The sequence below is a fragment of the Streptococcus plurextorum DSM 22810 genome, assembly GCF_000423745.1.
GTDB classification, from domain to species: Bacteria; Bacillota; Bacilli; order Lactobacillales; family Streptococcaceae; genus Streptococcus; species Streptococcus plurextorum.
Genome location: NZ_AUIO01000002.1, coordinates 120,071 through 141,056, shown reverse-complemented (window position 1 = coordinate 141,056; position 20,986 = coordinate 120,071). Strand labels below are relative to the sequence as shown.

Sequence of the window (20,986 nt, the reverse complement as noted above, 5' to 3'; positions counted from 1 at the left end):
CTATACCATAGACTAAAAACAAAAAATACGGATAAAGCAACAATAATTTATCAGTAAAATTTTGTTTTTTTGGACATGATTTGAAAAATTCTATTATCATTTCCTTTTTTTTCTACTTCTGGAGAGATATAAAATCGTTGCTGATTATCCAACATTGTTATTCGAAATATAAAAGCTTTTCTCCCATAATTACAAATATAATAAGATTTTATATCTTGTAAAAGTATTGTTTTTTTCTTATCAAGAATAGCATTATCAGTAATAACAAGCGTATATTTAGTTTCAAGTATTCCAATAATAAATATTCCGAAAAAAAATGGTAATATTACACGAGGAGAATATATACTATATATTTCCATTATCCAAAGAACTAAAGGAAAGCCCACAATTGTCATAAACAATGTTATATAAATACCCCATTTTACATTAAATGTTTCTATTTTATTATTTTTCATTATAGTTCTACTTTTTGTAATTTCATTTCTGTAATTATTTCATAATTGTTTTTTATTTTCTCTGATAAACTTATTTTTGCTTCAGTAAAATTTTCAAATGCTGAAGTATCCAGCTCTTTATAATTATCAATACTTATTTTACTTCCCATTGTTCAAATCCTAGACCTTTAAATTTTTCTACTTCTAATACTTTTTTTAGCTTGTCTGAAATAAAAATATGAATACCATCGTTTTGTACAACAAATAAATCAAGATTTTTAATTCTATTATATATGAATATAGGTAAATAAATTTCTCCATTTTTTAGTTTTCTAGACATTTCGTGATTGACAATAATATCTTCTTTGAAAAAATCTTCTATTAACATGGAATAGTATCTACAAAATGTATCTCCATTAATCACTTTTATAGGTAGCCATTTTACCTTGGAGTCACTTATATTTTTAGAAATACAATCTTTTAATCTTTCTGAGCATAAAATCCATTGACAATCATTTAGTATAAAATCTGGAAAGTCCCCATACTGTATACTGAATGATGGCTCTTTCCAATCTTTATCCTCTTCATCCTCTTTTAGAGGAAATCCTTGGTATATCCATAAAGAATCTACATACTCTGGTGAAACAGCACAATCATAAAGTTTGTGATAATCTTCGTTTTCTTTAAATGTCCAAACACTACTCATAAGTTTAATACTTTCATAAATTTTAATGCTTAAAAAATGTAAGCATAGTGTTCATAAATTAAATTGCCTTCCATACAATACTTCTTAAAATCTTCTTTTAAGTAATCTATGGATTTTCTCAGTTCAATTTTTCCAAGTGAATTAGTCGTTAATTTTTCTTTTAGCATAGCCATTTTTTTTAATTACAAGTCCATTTTCCATTAACATAATTTCCTTTTTTACCTGATTTATAATCATATAATGTTGCTTTTTCGTTAATATCAGGTTTATATGTATCGGGATCAATTAGTTTATTTTCGGTTTGAAACTCTTGTTTCATCATCGTTAATTGACTCTGTAGGCATTTTGCCCATGTCTTTTAATTGTAATACTTCTGGTCTCACTTTAGTTTGTACAAAAATTTTTATCTCACTAAACCTATTATAACATAAGCCAGTGTCTAAATCTTTAGATTACCTAAAAGGGATAAACTCCTTTTAAGTCTTCAATTCCCATAAAGTTCATCATTGGTTTACCGAACTCCTTGGTCAGATTCATCAATCTTCGGTCAAAAAAGTGGTGTTTTTTATCAAAAACGCTTACAATGACTATATTAAACGATAAGGAGATGTTTATGACGACTTTTATTGGTAAGCCGGTGACCTTGGTAGGTCCGCGTTTGCAGGTGGGAGATACTGCCCCTGATTTTGTGCTTATGGCTAATGATTTGAGCCTGAAAAGTCTCAAGGACTTTGGCAAGCAGACTAAAATTATCAGTGTCGTTCCGTCCATTGATACAGGTATTTGTGACACCCAGACCCGTCGCTTCAATCAGGAACTGGCTGACCGTGACCATACGGTTGTCGTGACCATTTCCGCAGACCTTCCCTTTGCTCAAAAACGCTGGTGCGGAGCTGCTGGATTGGACGATGCAGTGACTCTGTCTGATTACTATGACCATGCCTTTGGCAAATCCTACGGTGTGCTCATGCGGGAGTGGAATTTGCTGGCACGTGCGGTCTTTGTCCTCAATGCCGACAATGAAATCACCTACGTGGAATACCTGGATAATGTCAACGAACACCCCGACTATGAAGCGGCCCTGGCTGCTGTAAAATAAAGAGTAAGACGATGCTTGACTGGTATGGTATCAGGCGAATCTAAAGAGTGTAGAAGTCCGAAAGGGCTTCTTTTTTGAATGAACAGGTGAAGTACAGGAAATCCCACTTTGACATCGTATTTAGGATTCTGTATAATTATGGTGACAAGATGTTATGGATGATTAGTGTATAGAGATTGAGGAATGAAATGAGTAAATATCAGAGAATTGCCGATGATTTACTTGATAAGATATTAAAGCAGGAATATAGCGTTGGTCAGCTTATTCCGCCAGAAAATAGTTTGGCACAGAGTTATCAAGTTAGTCGTCAAACCATTAGACAAGCCTTAGGCCTTTTAATACAAGCAGGCTATCTACGTGCTGAGAAGGGAGTAGGCACTTATGTTTTAGATTACTCTACTCATGACACCATCAGTCAAAAGGGAAGTAAAACAATTGGTTTGATCACGACCTATATTTCAGACTATATTTTCCCTAAAATTATTGAAGGAATAGAATCGGAGTTACGAAAACGAGGGTATTCTTTGATTCTAAGCGCAACTAATAACGATCCCAAAGAAGAGCTCCGATGTTTGCAAAAGATGATGGCAATGGGAGTTGCTGGATTGTTGATAGAGCCGACAGCAAGTAATGAATACAATCCCAATATTGCTTATTATTCTCGTTTCAATGATCTAGGGATTCCCATTTATTTTATCAATGCTTATTATGATCTTTTGGACTTTCCTTATGCCAGTATTGATGATGAAAAAGCAGGCTATCTAGCGACAGGGCATCTGATTGACAGTGGACATCGTAAGATTGGTATTCTGACAAAATTAGATGATTTACAAGGAAAGCTAAGGTTAAAGGGCTACCTTAAAAAACACAAACAGGCAAACCTTACCTATGATGCCTCTTTTATTGCGACCTTTAACACCCAGAATCAAAGTCAGGTTATCAAGGATTATGTTGATCATGTATTGTGTCAGGATGATGCGCCAACGGCGATTGTCTGTTACAATGATTTAGTGGCCAGCGAACTCCTCCAACAGTTAAAGGCTTTGGGTAAACACCTTCCAAGGGAAATATCAATTGTCAGTCATGACGATTCCTTTCTTGCGGAAGCACACCAATTGACAAGTATTTGCCATCCTAAAGACATTCTGGGAAGAGCTGTTGCGGTACAAATAGTGAATTACATTGAAAGGCAGTCGAGTTTGACGAGCATATCTTACGACCCAGAACTCAAGGTTCGAGAGTCTGTGGTTCCAATCAGGCTTGATTGATTTGTATAAGTAAAGAGACGTTAGGGAATCTATCGTGAGATTGAAGAAAAAGTCAATTTTCTTCAATCTTTTTTCTTTGTGATAACACTTAAAAACTTTTAGAACTATTGAACGATCAAGGTTTCTAAGAGTTTAACACATGATCAGTTCACGTAAACCTATCCAAATTTTGCTGGTTTAAAGGCGCTTATCTATATTTTGACGCTAGAGAATCTAGCGTATTTTTTATAAAATGTACATACATATAAAAAAATATCTTTACATGTACATACACCTTGTGTTAAAATGTAAGCGAATACAAATAGGAGGCTTTAATATGGAAAAAATAATAGATGACCTTAGTAGTGGTCGTACTTCTCTCGGGATAGAGCTTGGATCAACGCGTATTAAGGCAGTGTTAATTGATAGTAGACAGCAGCCCATTGCGACAGGTAACTATGAGTGGGAAAATCAGTTCCTTGATGGTATTTGGACCTACTCTCTAGAAGCTATTTGGTTGGGACTTCAGACGGCTTATCACAACCTGGTTAAAAATGTCGAGGAGCGGTATCGGTTTTCCTTAACACGAATTGGGCAAATTGGCATTAGTGCTATGATGCATGGCTATATGGCATTTGATGATCAGCATTGTTTACTTGTCCCTTTTAGAACTTGGCGCAATAGCACAGCTAGTCAAGCTGCCTCAGAGCTTAGTCAGCTTTTTAATTTCAATATCCCTGAACGTTGGAGCATTGCTCATCTCTATCAAGCTATCTTAGATAAAGAAGATCATGTTGCTAGAATTAACTACCTCACAACTCTAGCGGGTTATGTTCATTGGCAATTAACGGGTCAAAAAGTTTTAGGGGTAGGGGATGCTTCGGGGATGTTCCCAATTGATTCACAAACAGGGGATTATCGGTTGGATTTTTTAGAAACATTTTCTAGAAAAATAGCAGATAGACAGTTAGGCTGGACGTTACAACAACTATTACCAAAAGTAATGACTGCTGGTAAAGTGGCGGGGATTCTAACAGAGGAAGGTGCCAAGCTCTTAGATCCTAGTGGTCAATTAGTGTCAGGGGCTAGGATGTGTCCGCCAGAAGGTGATGCAGGAACTGGGATGGTAGCGACAAATAGCATTGCAAGAAGAAGAGGGAACATCTCAGCTGGGACTTCGATATTTGCCATGGTGGTTTTAGAGCAGGACTTGAAACACTATTATCCCGAAATTGATATTGTGACAACTCCTGTTGGCCATCCAGTTGCCATGGTTCATGCTAATAATTGCAGTTCGGACATTAATGCTTGGGTCACACTCTTTAAAGAATTTAGTGAGCTAACAGATAACCCCGTGACGAGCCAAGAACTCTATTCTTTGCTCTTTCAGGAAGCTATGTCAGGCGATAAGGATTGCGGTGGTTTGCTCGCTTACGGGTACTATTCTGGAGAAAGTATCACTCATCTAACAGAAGGCTGTCCGCTCTTTGTGAGGAGGCCTGACAGTCAATTCACACTATCAAATTTTATGCGTAGTTTATTATTATCAGCTTTTTCAACCTTAACTATTGGGATGGAGAAGTTAATTGGCGCTGAGCATATTCAAATTGATCGTATTTTAGGGCATGGTGGCATCTTTAAAACTCCTGGGGTAGCTCAAGGTCTGTTAGCAGCAGCTTTGTCCACACCAATTGCTACAATGGAGACAGCAGGTGAGGGAGGAGCTTGGGGGATAGCTCTTTTGGCTGACTATCTCAATGATGAGGAGCGGAGCCTTGAAGCCTACCTTGATCAGCTTGTCTTTTCAGAGGTCACTCATCATACTATTCATCCTAACCCAGCTGATGAGGAAGGATTCCAGACTTATTTGGAAAGGTATCAGAAGGGTTTGGTTATTGAAAGAGCAGCAGTTAATGCTCTTAGGAGGTAAGAAAAATGTTAGAAGGCTTAAAAGAAAAGGTATTTCAGGCAAATTTAGAATTACCTAAACGGCATTTAATCCAATACACTTGGGGAAATGTCAGTCAAGTTGATCGAGAAAGGGAACTATTTGTCATCAAGCCATCAGGTGTCGACTACCATGATATGAGAGCAGAAGATATGGTCGTTTGTGACTTTGATGGTAATGTGATTGAGGGAGGACTCCGTCCCTCGTCAGATATGCCAACCCATGCGCTATTATATAAGACCTACGCTGAGATTGGAGGGATTGTTCACACGCATTCACCTTGGGCAACGTCTTGGGCGCAAGCGGGGTTGGACTTGCCTGCTCTAGGGACCACTCATGCGGACACTTTCTACGGCACAGTGCCTTGTGCCCGATTCTTGACACCAGAAGAAGTAGAGAGGGCATACGAGTTTGAGACTGGGAATGTCATTGTTGAAACATTTCGCAGACGTGACTTAAACCCCACAGCGATTCCAGGAATTCTGCTACAAGGACATGGTCCCTTTACTTGGGGGAAAGACGCAGCTGATGCTGTCATGCATGCAGTTGTTCTGGAAGAAATCTGTCGTATGAATACCATTACACGCCTCCTGAATCCAATGGCTTCAGGGTTGCCTCAGTATATTTTAGATAAACACTATTTGAGAAAGCATGGCAAGGATGCTTATTATGGTCAAAAATAAAGGTGATTACCGAATAAAAGGAGTTTACAAATGTTAGAAACACAGAAAGAATTTTGGTTTGTGGTTGGCTCTCAACACCTCTATGGTGAAGAGGCTCTTGAAGAAGTCAAAAAACATGCGCGTGAAATGGTTGCCTACTTGAATGCCAGTGGTCACTTGCCCTATCCTTTAATTTTCCAAGAAGAATTAGCGGTCTCAGCAGATACCATCACGAAATTGATGAAAGAAATTAATTACAGAGATCAGGTTGCGGGTGTTGTTACTTGGATGCATACCTTTTCACCTGCTAAAATGTGGATTCGTGGGACAAAGCTGCTACAGAAACCACTTTTGCACTTAGCAACGCAATTTAATGAGTCTATTCCATGGGAAACGATTGATATGGATTTTATGAACCTTAATCAATCAGCACATGGTGATCGTGAGTATGGTTTTATCAATGCACGACTCAAGAAAAACAATAAAGTTGTGGTTGGCTATTGGCGACATGAAAGGGTTCAGGTTCAGATTGGTCAATGGATGGACATGGCAGTAGCCTACAATGAGAGTTTTCATATTAAAGTAGCGCGTTTTGGTGATAATATGCGACATGTAGCTGTGACTGATGGGGATAAAATCGAGGCTCAAATTCAGTTTGGCTGGACAGTTGATTATTATGGTGTTGGCGATTTGGTTGATGTCATCAATCAGGTGACAAATGATGATGTTGAAGAGCTTTTCGCTGAGTATCAGAGGCTTTATGATTTTGATTATGGAAGCTATGATAAAAACGTATGGGAGAATCACGTCAAAGAACAAGCTAAATATGAGATTGCCCTCAAACGTTTTCTTGATGCCGGAGGCTATTCAGCATTTACCGATACCTTTGAAGATTTGCATGGCATGAATCAGTTACCGGGTTTAGCGGTACAACGTCTGATGGCTCAGGGGTATGGATTTGCAGGTGAAGGAGACTGGAAAACAGCTGCACTTGACCGATTGATGAAAATTATGGCTCGCAATCAAAACACAGGCTTTATGGAAGATTATACCTATGAGCTGGCGCTTGGAAAAGAGGCTGTGTTGCAATCTCATATGTTAGAGGTTGATCCAAGTCTGGCTGCTGATAAACCTAAGATTGTGGTTGCTCCGCTAGGTATTGGCGGAAAATCAGATCCTGCACGCTTAGTCTTTGATGGTAAAGCTGGAGACGGGGTGGTTGTGTCAATGGCCGATTTTGGAAGTCACTTTAAACTGTTAATCAATGAAGTTCAAGCTTTTGAACCCACGAAAGAAGCTCCAAATCTACCCGTGGCACGTGTTTTGTGGGAAGTTAAACCAAACTTTCAAGAAGGTGTCAAATCTTGGATTGAGGCAGGGGGAGGCCATCATACGGTAGTGTCATTGAATGTGACCTCAGAGCAAGTGATGGCTTGGGCAAAATTAGTTGGCCTTGAGTATGTTCTCATTAAATAAGTCAAAATGCTAGTAGACGACGATCTACTAGCATTTTTTATGGTTTATATTCTAAATTTAGCCCGATAGTTGAGTGGGCTGTAACCTGTCTCTTTTTTGAAAACTTTACTAAAGTAACTCTGTGAGGTATAGCCCAGTGTTGTGGCAATGTCACTGATACTCTTATTACTGTAAGCCAGTAGGTCTTCGGCATATCGGCAGCGCTCTTTTGTAATGTGTTCTTGAATAGAAAGGTTAAGATTTGTTTTAAAGAGCTTAACAAGGTAGCTGGCTGAGCAAGGGATGGCATTAGCAAGTTCAGAGAGTGTTATCGGTTTATGTAAATGTTCTACAATGTATTCTTTGCTTTTGATAACAAAAGGGTGGAGGGATTCATTTTTTGTGCCTTTGATGATTGTTTGAGTTTGCTTGACAAGAAGGGTGTATTCAATCTCAGCTTGATGGATTAAGGAAAAAATCATATTGATATTATCCATTTTTTCGATTTTCTGGATATAGTTGTCGCTCATAGAATAGCAAATTTCGGGCTGTGCCCCTCCTCTCATTGCAGATCTGGAGGCAAGCGTGATGATGACAATACCGAGATTGCGATAATGTCGCAATTCGTCATCGGATAATATCCCAATCTTTCCCGTATAAACTTCTTGCCAACTTTCTCTTAATTTAATCAGATTCCCCGTTTCTATCGCGTGTTGCTCCCGTCTCTCCTGAGAATAGGAGTTATGATATTCTCCGTTTTCAAGCCTGTGATACAGCCTATTGGTGAGATCCGTTTTTATGGACTGTTTCAAGAAATTGATGTTGGTTTCAAATACATCCGCTTCGGTCATTTCAAAAATGTTAATGGTATTGTTGAGTAAGATAGCGTATTCAACAATATCACTGATAGAAAATACAGGGACAAGAGAGTCGTCTAAGAAGGCTATATTTGTTATGGTAAATTGATACTTGAGTGATTGAATGTCAACTGTTTTCAATGGACCAATGATAATAGCATAGTCTTTGTGACTAATGACTACAAAGCAATAGGTTGTGTTTAAACTAATTAATCGAGGTTCAGAGAGTCGAGAGACAGATAGGAGTAAATTTGAAATGTTTTCTTCCAAAGGAGAATAGCTATCGTAAAGGTCTTTGTTGGTGCAAATGGAAAATTGCCGTTGTCCTGCTTGATAAACACTGATAGTTGTTTTCAATTTATTAGCCAGATATTTTAAAAGATAGGTGTCTTGCTTCATCAAAAAACCTCTTGATATTTTTATATTATGATTTGATTTTACCAAAAAAGAGTATATTTTTATATATTTTATAAATAAAAGTCATTACAATAACATTATAAAAACGCTTACAAAAGGAGTCTTTCATGAAAAAACAGGTATTTAATCCTTACTTGCCTAGCTATGAGTATATACCAGATGGGGAACCTCGAGTTTTTGGCAATCGCCTTTATATTTACGGAAGCCATGATCGGTTTAATGGTGATATGTATTGTCAAAACGATTATGTTTGCTATTCGGCTCCAGTCGATGATTTGTCTGACTGGCGCTATGAAGGTGTCATTTATCAAAAGACACAGGATCCTTTTAATCCAGATGGCGCGTATAATATGTATGCCCCAGATCTTGTTCAAGGATTAGACGGTCGTTATTATCTTTACTATGGAATGGATTTTTATAGCAGAATCTCTGTAGCAGTGGCAGACACTCCTACTGGTCCATTTGCTTTTTTGGACTATGTTAGGCATGCAGATGGTAGGATTTACGGTGATGACCTAGAAAATGACCCTTTTCAGTTTGATCCTGGTGTTTTAGTGGATGATGATAAGCGTATCTATCTTTACACTGGATTTGCACCAGCCCCAGAAATTGTTGCTAAAGTGAAGGAAATCATGGGCATATCTCTAACAAAGATTGGGAATCATGTGGTGGAGCTGGAAGCTGATATGATTACCTTAAAATCTGCTCCTAAACAAGTGATTCCAAATGTTTGGGATGGTAAGGGAACTTCCTTTGAGGGGCATGAATTTTTTGAAGCTAGCTCCATGCGTAAATTGAATGGCAAATATTATTTTATTTATTCTACCTTTTTGAGTCATGAGTTGGCCTATGCTATCAGTGATTCGCCAACAGAAGGTTTTGTCTTTGGAGGTGTTTTGCATTCTAATGCAGACCTTGGTGTTAATGGCTACAAGGTGCCCCAGAATTATTGGGGAAATAATCATGGGTCGATTGCTTCTATTAACGGAAAATATTATATCTTTGGGCATCGTCAGACCAATCAGACAGAGTTTTCACGCCAAGGTGTGGCAGAAGAGCTACAAATGACAGAACAGGGGCATTTTAATCAAGCCGAATTAACAAGTTGTGGGTTAAATGGAGGTCCGCTAAAAGGGAAAGGAACCTATCCTGCGGCGATTGCCTGTCACTTAATGGGACCAAATGGTGCAATCAAGAGTGTTGAGGTTGCTACTGTTGAATTGAAAAAGGAACACCCTTATATTACTCAAGAATTAGCTGATGGCTCTCTAGAAGATAGTCAATACATCTGTAATATGCGTGATGGGGCGCTTGCTGGCTATAAATATTTTGAATTCTCTCAATTAGGAGAAGTGACCGTTGAAACATCAGGAACAGGTCAAGGACAGCTGGTATTTTCATTAGAAAAAGGTGGTGAGGCTATTGCAAGCGTCGATGTCTCAGAAAGTCAAGATTGGGTAACTTCAAAAGCAAACGTCACAAGCAATGTGACTGGAAAACAGGCTCTTTATGTGACCTTTAAAGGACAAGGCAGTTTAAACTTTAAGTGCTTCAGGCTAGATTAGGAGACAGGATGAAGGACATTTTATACGGAGTGGCTTACTACGATGAGTATATGCCCTATGATCGGTTGAAAGAAGATATTGCCTTAATGAAAAAGGCAGGTATTAATGTTGTTCGTATCGCGGAATCGACTTGGTCTACTTATGAAAAAAGCCCGGGAAATTTTGATTTTTCAAGTGTGACTCGAGTGATTGAAGCCATGGCCGATGCGGATATTAAGGTTATTGTAGGGACGCCGACTTACGCGGTTCCAACCTGGTTGGTCGAACAGGATCCAACTGTTATGGTTGAACGAAAAGGGAGCGGCCGCGCCTTATATGGGATGCGTCAATCAATGGACATCACCAACAAAACCTACCTCTATTATGCTGAGCGCATTATCAGAGAACTGATGAAAGTTTCTGCACATTATGAGAATGTTATTGGTTTTCAAATTGATAATGAGACGAAAGCCTACGGCACCTCAAGTCGCAATGTTCAGCGAGCTTTTATCGACTACTTGAAAGAGAAATTTGCTGGTAGTTTAGAGGCGATGAATGCGGCTTTTGGATTGGATTATTGGAGCAATCGCATTGACTCATGGGAAAATTTTCCTAATGTTAATGGCACTATCAACGGGAGCTTGGCTGCAGAATTTGAAAAATACCAACGGCTACTAGTAGATGATTTTCTACAGTGGCAGGCTGATATTGTTGCAGAATACAAGCGAGACGATCAGTTCATCACCCAAAACTTTGATTTTGACTGGCGAGGATATTCTTATGGGGTCCAACCAGATGTTAATCATACAAAGGCATCAAACGCTATTACTTTAGCAGGGTGTGATATTTACCATCCCAGTCAAGATCAGTTAACAGGATTAGAAATTGCTTTTTGTGGTGACAGTACGCGCAACTTGAAAAAAGATAATTATTTAGTTGTAGAGACGCAGGCTCAAGGCTTTTCTAATATGCTGCCATATAAAAATCAACTCATTTTACAAGCCTATAGTCATTTAGCTAGTGGAGCTAATGGGGTGATGTATTGGCATTGGCATTCGATCCATAATTCTGCGGAAAGCTATTGGCGGGGATTGTTATCTCATGATTTTGCTGAAAATAAAACTTATCAGGAAGCGGTTACTGTTGGTAATGAATTAAAGCGCTTGTCACCCAAATTGGTTAATTTAAAAAAAGATAATCGTGTGGCACTGCTGGTTAGCAATGAATCACTGACAGCACTGAAACATTTTCCAATAGATATTCAGTCAACTTTTACAGCCACTCTTGGTTATAATGAGGTTGTTCGTGCCTATTATACCGCCCTATACAAGCTCAACATCGAGTGTGATATTGTCTCTGTTGATTCAAAAGGATGGTCTGACTATGAGATTTTAGTCGTACCGGCCTTGTATGCAGCACCAGACCATGTTTATCAGGAATTGGTTGCCTTTGTCAAAGGTGGTGGTAAGCTTTTGATGAGCTTTAAGTCTGGCGTTGCTAATGAGAATCTTAAAATTTCACATGAAGGGACACCCAAATACCTACAAGAGGCTCTTGGGATGACCTATAATCAATTTGCCTCCCCTACAGGGCAAACCTTATCCAGTGAGCAGTTTGGTAAGGGTGCTAAGGTTCAAGGATTTCTAGAATTTTTACAACCGCTAACGGCTGACGTTTTAGCAACCTACGAGAACTGTCAGTGGTATGATAATGTTGCGATAACAGCCAATCATTATGGCAAAGGTAAGGCCGTTTATATAGGATGTTTCATAGAAGAGTCATCATTTATTGATATTATTGCTAAAATTTTTACAGAGCAATTTGCTTATCATCTACCGAAAGAGCGTTTCCCAATTGTGGTGAAAACAGGTCGAAATGATCATCACAAGCAAGTCACTTACCTCTTAAATTATTCCAATCAAGAGCAGCGTCTTGTGGCAAGAAAAAATGCTGTGAGCCTTAGAGACAATGTTCCTGTTTTGGCTGGTCAGTCCTTATCCCTTGATCCATGGGACCTTATCATTTTAGAAGAAGGAGTCTAATATGGCTATTAAAAAAGAATTTGGTATTTCATACAATACAGATCCGCAAAGCAAACTGAGCTTTTTAGAGCGCTTTGCTTATGGGACAGGAGATTTTGCAGGGAATATTGTTTACTCTGCGATCTCGGTCTTCTTAGTTTTCTATTACACAGATGTTATTGGTGTTAATGCTGCTTCAGTAGGTATGATTTTGTTGGTATCTCGCATTTTTGATGGGATTTCTGATATTATCATGGGAGCGATTGTAGACCGTACCAAATCCAATTATGGTAAGGCAAGGATTTGGTTGGCAAGAATGGCTGTTCCATATGCTTTGAGTGCTGTTATCCTGTTTTCAGTGCCCGTTGATGCTAGTGAAACCTTTAAATTGATTTACATCTTCTTGAGTTATAACTTAGTGTCAACCATTATCTTTACGGCAATCAATGTGCCTTACGCTGCAATGAATGCTATGATGACACAAAACCAGTATGAACGGACCCTTTTAGGAACTTTTCGTATGCTACTGGCGACAGCAGGAACTCTCTTTATCAACACATTTACATTAAAAAGTTGTTAACTTTTTTGGTGGTGATGCGCGTGCTTGGACTTATACGTTTGCAGTCTTTGGTTTGATGACGGTCGCTATATTTGCCTTCTCATTCTTCTTTACACATGAGCGTGTTGTTGAGGAGGAAAAAGCAGAAGCAGAGAAAACAAATGTCAGAGAAGAGTTGGCAGCGCTATTTAAAAATAAATATTGGCTCATGGTTGCTGGCGTTATCTTCATTCTTTACTTTTCACTGACGGTTAATGGTGGTGGAGCAGTCTATTTTGCCAAGGCGGTTTTGAATGATACCAATTATGTGACACCTCTAGGTAACGCTACTTCAATCGCTCAAATCATTACCATGTTTGTGGCAGCACCGTTATTTATCAAACGCATTGGTAAGAAAAACGGCATGTTAATTTCTATGGGCTTAGCAGCGATTGGCTATGCCATCGCCGCTTTGGTAGGGACAAACTTTACCTTAATTATGATGGCTAATATCATTAAAGGGATTGGAAATGGTTTTGCAGCTTCTTGTATGTGGGGGATGCTGTCTGATACAATTGAATATGGTGAATGGAAAACAGGTATTCGATCAGCAGGTCTTGCCAATGCAGCGTCATCATTTGGTTCTAAAGTTGGTTCTGGTATCGGTGGAGCAGTCCTTGGTTGGATTATCGCGGCAGGTGGCTACAATGCAGAGGCAGCTAGTCAAACAGCTAGTGCCATTACAGCTGTTAATATCGTCTATTCTTACCTACCGCTTGTTATGGCGATTATCTCTGCTCTTATTTTAGCTTGGGGCTATAAACTTGATAAAGAATATGATACGATTATTAATGAGTTAGAGATGCGAAAACATCAAAAATAATAGCATTAGAATACTAAAAAGTTCTCTTTGGCAAAAGCTTGGAGAGAACTTTCTAGTATTGGAGAAAATGATGGACAAAAATAACTATTTAAGTATTGACATTGGTGGGACTCAAATCAAATATGCCCTGATTAACCACTCAGGGATGATTATGGACAGTCAAAAATGTCAGACACCAGATAATTTGGAAGACTTCTTAAAAGGTCTTGATAGCATCATCGCTAACTATCAGGAGCTTATTCGAGGCGTTGCCATTAGTTGCCCTGGCAAGGTGAATAGCAGAGAAGGCCTTATTTACTTCGGTGGCTCTCTCCAATACTTGCATGGCTTAAACTTGCCACAGCATATTTTTCAAGGCTTTCAGCTGCCTTGTTCTGTTATTAATGATGGCAAAGCAGCAGCCTTGTCAGAACTTTGGCTAGGTCATTTAAAAGGTATTGATAACGGTGCGGCGATTATTCTTGGAACAGGTGTTGGTGGTGGCATTATCTTGAATGGTCACCTGTTGCAGGGAGAGCATTTTCAAGCTGGTGAATTAAGTTTTCATGCTGCTCCTGATGAAGTGATTTATGTTGATAACATGGTTGGGATAAGGGGGTCAGCGGTCAAGCTGATTGAAGCTTGTGCAGAAGCTTTGGAACTTGATAACCTTACCGACGGTCCACAAGTATTTGCTTACATCAATGCTAAGGATGAAAGGGTCTATCCTATCTTTGAAGCTTATTGTCGCCAAATTGCTTTTTTGATTTACAACATGCAAGCGGTGATTGATGTTAAGCGTTATGTCATCGGAGGAGGTATTAGTGCTCAGGAAATTGTCGTTGAAGAAATCAATAAGCAATATGATAAGCTTCATCAGAGCAATGAACTGGTCCAATTTATGGTGACTAAGCCTGAAATTTTGGTTTGTGCCCATCGTAACGAAGCTAACTTGCTAGGAGCTCTCTATCAATTTTTACTGAATGTAGAAGAGGGGAAAGGAGGAGGATAAGATGTTAAAAGTATTTCCAGACGATTTTTTATGGGGAGGTGCAACGGCAGCTAATCAATGTGAAGGGGCTTATAACATTGACGGCAAAGGTTTATCTGTCCAAGATGTGACTCCAAAAGGAGGTGTCCCTAGGGACAAAGGAAGTCTGAATCCTTTGATTACTGAGCAACCCACGCCAGATAATCTTAAACTAGAAGGCATTGATTTTTACCATCGCTACAAGGAAGACATTGCTCTTTTTGCGGAAATGGGCTTTAAGGTATTTCGACTATCTATTGCTTGGTCCAGAATATTTCCAAATGGAGATGAAACAGAGCCTAACGAAGCTGGGCTAGCTTTTTATGATAAGGTCTTTGAGGAGCTGGCAAAATATGGGATTGAGCCATTGGTGACTTTATCCCATTACGAAACCCCGCTTCACCTCGCTAAAAAGTATAATGGTTGGGCTAATAGGGAGTTGATTGGCTTTTATGAAAGGTATGTCCGTACCTTATTTACCCGATATAAGGATAAGGTCAGATATTGGCTGACGTTTAATGAAGTGAACTCTGTTTTACATGCTCCATTTATGTCAGGAGGTATCATCACTCCTTTGGAAGAACTGTCAAAACAAGACCTTTACCAGGCTGTTCATCATGAGCTTGTCGCATCAGCTTTAGCGACAAAAATTGGGCACGAGATCAATCCTGATTTCAAAATCGGTTGTATGGTTTTAGCCATGCCAAGCTATGCCATGACGTCTAATCCCTTAGATCAGCTAGCTAAAAGAGCGTTTGACAATCAAAATTATCTCTTTAGTGATATTCATGCACGTGGCAAATACCCAAACTACATCAAGCGTTATTTTAAAGAAAATGGCATTGACATTGTATTTGCAGAAGGAGATGAAGCGCTGTTAGCTGAAAATACGGTTGATTTTATCTCATTTAGTTACTATATGAGTGTAGCTGTTGCCCATAATCCTGAGGCATATACTAAAGGGCGGGGGAACATCTTAGGAGGGATTACTAATCCTTATCTAGAGAGTTCTGAATGGGGTTGGCAAATTGATCCGATTGGCCTGCGTTTAGTCTTGAATGCCTTTTATGACCGTTATCAATTGCCACTCTTTATTGTGGAGAACGGTCTTGGAGCAAAGGATGGTTTAATAGACGGCCCAGATGGTCCTACTGTTGAAGATGATTACCGTATTGATTACCTTAAAAGGCATCTGCAAGAGGTGGCTGAGGCACTTTATGATGGTGTTGATATCCTAGGCTATACGACTTGGGGGCCAATAGATTTGGTATCAGCAAGTACCGCAGAGCTCAGTAAGCGATATGGGTTTATCTATGTGGATCGAAATGATGATGGGACAGGGACACTCAATAGGTATCGCAAAAAATCCTTCTATTGGTACAAGGATGTGATTGCAAGTAATGGGCGCTCATTGTGGGAATAACATCCCCTTCATTGGCGATAAGAGGCTCCTTGATAGAGGAGCCTTTTTTTGACGTTTAGGAGAGCTGTTTCGACAAAAAAAGTCAGATGATTTCGAGATGAAAAAGGAAACAATCCGCAAAAAAAGAAAAAATCATTGACAATACATCTGATGTATGATATTATTTCTTTGTAGTGAAGCGCTTACAATAATAAAATCATATTCATGGAGGTTCCTATCATGGAAAAAACACTGGATAAACGCACAGAGGATGTGACCTACAACCGTGCGAAGTTATGGCAGATTATCTTATTTGCCTTAAACAACTCATCTACCAATATCTATTTGGTTGCATTTACATTTGTGACCTATTTGTCTACTGGAGTATTGGGACTGGCAGCGCTCTTTGTCAGTCAACTCATGGGTTATATTCGTATCTTTGATGGTTTCATTGACCCATCTATTGGGGTTTTAATCGATAAGACAGATACCAAATTTGGTAAATACCGTCCGATTTTGGTCTTGGGAAATCTGATTACGGCGACCTCCCTCTTCATGATGTTGGGCTTGAGTGGTGTGAGTGAGAGCATGCGCTTGCCACTATTTATTCTGGTTTTGATTGTTCATAAGGTTGGTTACTCGCTTCAACAGACCATCACAAAAGCTGGTCAGGTGGCTTTGACTAATGATCCAAAACAACGTCCAATTTTCAATATTGTCGATGGTATTGCAACAACAGTTTTGATGACTGGTAGTCAGGTTGTTGTGTCTGGAACCTTGGTGCCAAAACATGGTGGCTTCACCATGAGTTTCTTTGTAGAGCTCTTTACTGGAGTGGTCGTCATCTCTGCTATCCTAGGAATTCTTGCTATTATTGGTATCTGGGAAAAAGATAACAAGAAATACTTTGGTCTTGGTGAGAAGACTCAAGAAACTAAGCTTAAAGACTACTGGCAAGTTATTAAAGGCAACCAACCTCTTAAAGTCCTTTCTATTTCAGCAGCCTTTGTGAAATTTGTAGCTATGCTATTTGGTGACTCTGTTGTTGGGGTTATGATGTATGGTATCATTTTTGGTGACTATGCCCTTTCTGGAAAAATGTCCATGCTTTTGATTGTTCCAGGAATTTTAGTCAATATTGGAGCTGCTCAGGTGGCTCGTCGTAAAGGCTTGCGCTATGCCTATGTGAAGAGTTTACAAGTTGGTATTTTAGGTCTTGCAGCTTTAGGTGGTTTGTTAGCGATAGCAAAACCAGGAATGCTTGATTTGGCAGCTTGGAATCTTTACACTATCGGCTTCTTCCTAATCTTTATTATTGCACGTTATTTTGCTTCTGCGCCATCTGGTTTGGTTTTGACCATGGGTGCGGACATTACTGACTATGAAACTTCTGTATCTGGTCGTTACTTGTCTGGTATGATTGGTACCATCTTCTCACTCACTGACTCAATTGCTTCTTCATTTGCACCAATGGTAGTTGGTTTCGTGCTTGCTGCGATTGGTTTTGGCAAGGAATACCCAACTGTTGAAACAGCATTTTCGAATGATTTGAAGATGGCTTTGATTGTCTTGATGGCTGTTATTCCAATCATCGTGCTCACCATTTCATTATTCTTGATGAGATTCTACAAACTTGACCGTGAAGAAATGGCTCGTGTTCAAGAAAAGATTCATGTCATGAAAGCCGCTAAAGATGATGAGCGTGTTCAAGCTATTGCCAAAAACGTTCCACTGACAGACATGGACTATGTTGATGTCAAACAATACAAAGTTGATCAATATGATGACAAATAGTCATCGTCATTAGAAGTGATATACCTGCTACTCTGAGAAGTTAGAAGCATTCTAACTTCTCAGGGTATTTTTTCAAAATTCATTTACAGATATGTGATAAGTAGAAGGAGAATAGGCTATGACAATTGTCGCTTTTGGGGAAATAATGCTACGTTTGTCTCCTCCCCAACATCAGACTATGACTCAGGCAAGCACCTTTGATTGCCAATTTGGAGGATCAGAACTAAATGTTCTATCAACTTTGGGACAGTTGGGTTATCCCGTTTCGATGGTGTCGGCTATTCCTGATAATGATGTGGGGCATATGGCAGAGTCTTTTCTCTTTGCCCATCAGATTGGCCAAGAACATTTGGTCAAATCAGGGGATCGCTTAGGCATTTACTATTATCAAAAGGGATTTTCTCTGCGTTCGAGCCGTGTGCTTTATGATCGCAAATATTCAGCCTTTTATGAGTCAAGATTAGAAGATTATGATTTGGACGCTATCTGTGAGGGCATGACGTGGCTCCATATCAGTGGTATCACAGTAGCTTTAAATCCTGAAATCTATGGCATTGCACTGGCATTGATGACCAAGGCTAAAGAAAAAGGAATTCCCATTTCCTTTGACCTCAATTATCGCGAAAGTTTATGGGAATCTTTTGAACAAGCACGCGTCGAATTGTCCAAATTGCTCACTTTGGCAGATGTTTGTATTGGTCTAGAACCTGTTTCGCTCTTGACTGAAAACGGGACAGACTTAAAAGATGATCTTGGTTTGACGAGACCTTATCGTGACAGAGAAGCTCTGTTATTGATTTTAAAAGAAATGGCTAGGCGCTACCAGCTTAAGAGGATTGCTTTCACAGAACGTGAAATTGGTGCGACTAATGAATACATCTTGAAGGCTTATCTTTATGATGGTGAGAGTGAAGAGCTCTATGAAACAGACCGTGAAATCATCCAAGTTTTGGATCGTGTCGGAACAGGTGATGCTTACACCGCAGGCATCATCTATGGTCTCTTAGAAGAAGTGCCTATGCAGGAAGTTCTGGATATTGCTATGGCAAGCTTTAAATTCAAACATACTATTGAGGGTGATATCAATATTGTCACTAAAAAAGACATCGAGCAACTCATGAGAAAAGGTGCTCAGGACATTAAACGATAGGAGAAATATTATGCTGTATCCCATTCAAACGAAAACACGTTCGGTTTATTCTTTAAACGGTATTTGGAATTTCTTACAAGGGGATAACGACCCGCTTTCTGTCTTAGAGACAGACGAGGTTATGGTCGTGCCAAGTTCTTTCAACGATATTGTGGTTGATAAGGACAAACGTCTTTTTATAGGGGACAACTGGTATGAAAGGCTAGTTTCTCTGCCACAAGTTGGTCAAGATGAGGATTTATTGGTACGTTTTGGTTCAGTAACCCATCAGGCAAAGGTTTACGCAAATGGCAGATTGATTGGAGAGCATAAAGGTGGTTTCACACCATTTGAATGCCTCATTCCAGAGGAACTTTACGAGGCAGAGAGTTTCCGTTTAACCGTTTGTGCCAATAATGAGCTCAACTACACCACACTACCTGTGGGAAATTATTTCGAAGAAGTTCAAGATGATGGTACCGTCAAAAAGGTGGTTAAAGAGAACTTTGATTTCTTTAACTATGCTGGTATTCAACGAAATGTCCATCTTTACAAGCGTCCGAAAAGTCATATCAAGGATATTGTTATTGTGAGTGAAGTCTCAGATGATTTATCAGAAGCACTTGTCTCTGTTTCGGTTGAGGCAAGTCATGACAATCTTGAAAAGCGGATTAGCATTTTTGATCAGGCTGGTCAGTTGGTGGGGACAGCAGAAGATGGCAAACTAAGCATTTCTTCGCCTCGTCTCTGGGAAGTTTTGGATGCCTATCTTTACACTGCAAAGGTTGACCTGCTGAAAGACGGTGTTTTGGTGGATAGCTACCAAGAAAGTTTTGGTATTCGTAAAGTGACCGTTGCTAATGGTCAATTCCTCATCAATAATAAACCTTTCTATTTCAAAGGGTTTGGAAAACACGAAGACACCTTTATCAATGGACGTGGTTTCAATGAAGCAGCCAATCTTATGGATTTAAACTTATTGAAGGAAATTGGTGCCAATTCTTTCCGCACCTCTCATTACCCTTATTCTGAGGAAATGATGCGTCTGGCAGACCGTCTGGGAATTGTGGTGATTGATGAGGTGCCAGCGGTGGGGCTTTTCCAACTCTTTAGCGCAGCTTTGAACCTCACAGGCGAAAAGACAGAGCTTAAAAACACTTGGGAAGTGATGCAGACTAAAGAAGCTCATGAGCTAGTCATTGATGAGCTGATAGCGCGTGACAAAAATCACCCTTCTGTCGTGATGTGGGTGGTGGCAAACGAACCTGCGGCTCATGAAAAAGGAGCACGTGCTTACTTTGAACCACTTATTCAACGCATGCGTGATCGTGACCCACAAAAACGCCCTGTGACATTGGTTAATATCATGAACGCGACTCCTGATAAAGATGAGGTCATGGATTTAGTTGATGTGCTCAGCCTCAACCGTTATTACGGTTGGTATGTAGCTCACGGAGAGTTAGCTACGGCAGAAAAAGGACTTCGTAAGGAATTAGAAACCTGGCAGTCCCTATACCCAGAAAAACCGATTTTGATTACAGAATATGGTGCAGATACTTTACCGGGGCTCCATTCCATGTGGGATATTCCGTATACAGAAGAGTATCAGCTTGATTATTATGACATGAACCATAAGGTCTTTGATAGTATTCCAAATCTAGTTGGAGAGCAAGTCTGGAACTTTGCGGATTTTGAGACCAATGTCATGCTTATTCGTATTAAAGGCAATCACAAGGGACTCTTCTCACGTAATCGTGAGCCAAAAGCCATTGTCAGAGAAATCCAAAAACGCTGGACTTCTATTCCTCATTACTTCAATAAGAAAAAATGATATAATGGTA

Annotated in this window: 18 protein-coding genes and 1 pseudogene; 14 read left to right on the top strand and 5 right to left on the bottom strand. The window is 39.4% G+C overall.

The features are described from left to right. Positions 1-50 precede the first annotated feature (50 nt). The 4 genes from G575_RS0102595 to G575_RS12090 all read right to left on the bottom strand — a co-directional run bounded on the left by G575_RS0102595 (position 51) and on the right by G575_RS12090 (position 1,462). Entirely contained in the window at positions 51-455 is a 405-nt protein-coding gene (locus tag G575_RS0102595; protein WP_027971321.1) for a hypothetical protein, read from the bottom strand. Next, on the bottom strand, positions 455-604 hold the full coding sequence (locus G575_RS12095; RefSeq protein WP_156874704.1) for a hypothetical protein: 150 nt from the start codon (positions 602-604) through the stop codon (positions 455-457). Before G575_RS12095 ends, G575_RS0102595 begins: the two co-directional genes overlap by 1 nt. Further along, positions 589-1,140: a hypothetical protein gene (locus G575_RS0102585; protein WP_037622527.1), complete on the bottom strand. Its 552-nt coding sequence runs from the start codon at positions 1,138-1,140 to the stop codon at positions 589-591. Before G575_RS0102585 ends, G575_RS12095 begins: the two co-directional genes overlap by 16 nt. Positions 1,141-1,318: 178 nt before the next feature. Then, positions 1,319-1,462, bottom strand: coding sequence for a hypothetical protein (locus G575_RS12090; RefSeq protein WP_156874703.1), 144 nt, complete (start codon positions 1,460-1,462; stop codon positions 1,319-1,321). Positions 1,463-1,753: 291 nt separating this feature from the next. Between G575_RS12090 and tpx the strand changes: the two genes are divergently transcribed. The 5 genes from tpx to araA all read left to right on the top strand — a co-directional run bounded on the left by tpx (position 1,754) and on the right by araA (position 7,572). Next, entirely contained in the window at positions 1,754-2,239 is a 486-nt protein-coding gene (gene tpx, locus G575_RS0102570; protein ID WP_027971319.1) for a thiol peroxidase, read from the top strand. A gap of 188 nt (positions 2,240-2,427) precedes the next feature. Next, a complete protein-coding gene (locus G575_RS0102565) occupies positions 2,428-3,507 on the top strand; it encodes a GntR family transcriptional regulator (RefSeq protein ID WP_027971318.1) in 1,080 nt (359 codons plus the stop codon). Positions 3,508-3,823: 316 nt separating this feature from the next. Next, entirely contained in the window at positions 3,824-5,416 is a 1,593-nt protein-coding gene (locus tag G575_RS0102560) for a xylulokinase (RefSeq protein WP_027971317.1), read from the top strand. 5 nt (positions 5,417-5,421) lie between these two features. Then, positions 5,422-6,117, top strand: a complete 696-nt coding sequence (locus tag G575_RS0102555) for an L-ribulose-5-phosphate 4-epimerase (RefSeq protein ID WP_027971316.1) — start codon at positions 5,422-5,424, stop codon at positions 6,115-6,117. Positions 6,118-6,147: 30 nt separating this feature from the next. Next, positions 6,148-7,572 (top strand): L-arabinose isomerase, encoded by a 1,425-nt coding sequence (araA, locus tag G575_RS0102550; protein WP_027971315.1) that lies wholly within the window; start codon positions 6,148-6,150, stop codon positions 7,570-7,572. A 44-nt stretch (positions 7,573-7,616) separates the two neighbouring features. On the opposite strand, the gene G575_RS0102545 is transcribed toward araA, so the two are convergent. After that, positions 7,617-8,807: a helix-turn-helix transcriptional regulator gene (locus G575_RS0102545; protein ID WP_027971314.1), complete on the bottom strand. Its 1,191-nt coding sequence runs from the start codon at positions 8,805-8,807 to the stop codon at positions 7,617-7,619. 125 nt (positions 8,808-8,932) lie between these two features. Here G575_RS0102545 and G575_RS0102540 point away from each other — a divergent pair, with 125 nt between their 5' ends. The 9 genes and pseudogenes from G575_RS0102540 to uidA all read left to right on the top strand — a co-directional run bounded on the left by G575_RS0102540 (position 8,933) and on the right by uidA (position 20,976). Further along, entirely contained in the window at positions 8,933-10,390 is a 1,458-nt protein-coding gene (locus G575_RS0102540) for a family 43 glycosylhydrolase (RefSeq protein WP_027971313.1), read from the top strand. 8 nt (positions 10,391-10,398) lie between these two features. Continuing rightward, on the top strand, positions 10,399-12,411 hold the full coding sequence (locus G575_RS0102535) for a beta-galactosidase (protein WP_027971312.1): 2,013 nt from the start codon (positions 10,399-10,401) through the stop codon (positions 12,409-12,411). A 1-nt stretch (position 12,412) separates the two neighbouring features. Next, on the top strand, positions 12,413-12,970 hold the full coding sequence (locus G575_RS12560; RefSeq protein WP_211218381.1) for an MFS transporter: 558 nt from the start codon (positions 12,413-12,415) through the stop codon (positions 12,968-12,970). 10 nt (positions 12,971-12,980) lie between these two features. After that, positions 12,981-13,811: pseudogene (locus G575_RS12555) on the top strand (MFS transporter); the annotation flags it as partial. A 70-nt stretch (positions 13,812-13,881) separates the two neighbouring features. Further along, the gene (locus G575_RS0102525; RefSeq protein WP_027971311.1) at positions 13,882-14,802 is read left to right on the top strand and encodes an ROK family protein; all 921 of its coding nucleotides are present in this window, start codon (positions 13,882-13,884) and stop codon (positions 14,800-14,802) included. A gap of 1 nt (position 14,803) precedes the next feature. Then, the gene (locus G575_RS0102520) at positions 14,804-16,243 is read left to right on the top strand and encodes a glycoside hydrolase family 1 protein (protein WP_027971310.1); all 1,440 of its coding nucleotides are present in this window, start codon (positions 14,804-14,806) and stop codon (positions 16,241-16,243) included. A 219-nt stretch (positions 16,244-16,462) separates the two neighbouring features. Then, complete coding sequence (locus tag G575_RS0102515; RefSeq protein WP_027971309.1) at positions 16,463-18,016, top strand: MFS transporter; 1,554 nt, start codon at positions 16,463-16,465, stop codon at positions 18,014-18,016. 118 nt (positions 18,017-18,134) lie between these two features. Further along, complete coding sequence (locus G575_RS0102510) at positions 18,135-19,166, top strand: sugar kinase (protein ID WP_027971308.1); 1,032 nt, start codon at positions 18,135-18,137, stop codon at positions 19,164-19,166. 10 nt (positions 19,167-19,176) lie between these two features. Then, on the top strand, positions 19,177-20,976 hold the full coding sequence (gene uidA, locus G575_RS0102505; RefSeq protein ID WP_027971307.1) for a beta-glucuronidase: 1,800 nt from the start codon (positions 19,177-19,179) through the stop codon (positions 20,974-20,976). Positions 20,977-20,986: the final 10 nt, after the last annotated feature.

Excerpts from the sequence above, each read along its gene's own strand:
- G575_RS12090 (WP_156874703.1), bottom strand. The coding sequence starts at position 1,462 with ATGATGAAACAAGAGTTTCAAACCGAAAATAAACTAATTGATCCCGAT.
- G575_RS0102510 (WP_027971308.1), top strand. The coding sequence starts at position 18,135 with ATGACAATTGTCGCTTTTGGGGAAATAATGCTACGTTTGTCTCCTCCC.
- G575_RS0102535 (WP_027971312.1), top strand. The coding sequence starts at position 10,399 with ATGAAGGACATTTTATACGGAGTGGCTTACTACGATGAGTATATGCCC.
- G575_RS12095 (WP_156874704.1), bottom strand. The coding sequence starts at position 604 with ATGGGAAGTAAAATAAGTATTGATAATTATAAAGAGCTGGATACTTCA.
- G575_RS12560 (WP_211218381.1), top strand. The coding sequence starts at position 12,413 with ATGGCTATTAAAAAAGAATTTGGTATTTCATACAATACAGATCCGCAA.
- G575_RS0102525 (WP_027971311.1), top strand. The coding sequence starts at position 13,882 with ATGGACAAAAATAACTATTTAAGTATTGACATTGGTGGGACTCAAATC.
- G575_RS0102560 (WP_027971317.1), top strand. The coding sequence starts at position 3,824 with ATGGAAAAAATAATAGATGACCTTAGTAGTGGTCGTACTTCTCTCGGG.
- G575_RS0102555 (WP_027971316.1), top strand. The coding sequence starts at position 5,422 with ATGTTAGAAGGCTTAAAAGAAAAGGTATTTCAGGCAAATTTAGAATTA.
- G575_RS0102520 (WP_027971310.1), top strand. The coding sequence starts at position 14,804 with ATGTTAAAAGTATTTCCAGACGATTTTTTATGGGGAGGTGCAACGGCA.
- G575_RS0102545 (WP_027971314.1), bottom strand. The coding sequence starts at position 8,807 with ATGAAGCAAGACACCTATCTTTTAAAATATCTGGCTAATAAATTGAAA.
- G575_RS0102515 (WP_027971309.1), top strand. The coding sequence starts at position 16,463 with ATGGAAAAAACACTGGATAAACGCACAGAGGATGTGACCTACAACCGT.
- uidA (WP_027971307.1), top strand. The coding sequence starts at position 19,177 with ATGCTGTATCCCATTCAAACGAAAACACGTTCGGTTTATTCTTTAAAC.
- G575_RS0102540 (WP_027971313.1), top strand. The coding sequence starts at position 8,933 with ATGAAAAAACAGGTATTTAATCCTTACTTGCCTAGCTATGAGTATATA.
- G575_RS0102565 (WP_027971318.1), top strand. The coding sequence starts at position 2,428 with ATGAGTAAATATCAGAGAATTGCCGATGATTTACTTGATAAGATATTA.
- G575_RS0102595 (WP_027971321.1), bottom strand. The coding sequence starts at position 455 with ATGAAAAATAATAAAATAGAAACATTTAATGTAAAATGGGGTATTTAT.
- G575_RS0102585 (WP_037622527.1), bottom strand. The coding sequence starts at position 1,140 with ATGAGTAGTGTTTGGACATTTAAAGAAAACGAAGATTATCACAAACTT.
- tpx (WP_027971319.1), top strand. The coding sequence starts at position 1,754 with ATGACGACTTTTATTGGTAAGCCGGTGACCTTGGTAGGTCCGCGTTTG.
- araA (WP_027971315.1), top strand. The coding sequence starts at position 6,148 with ATGTTAGAAACACAGAAAGAATTTTGGTTTGTGGTTGGCTCTCAACAC.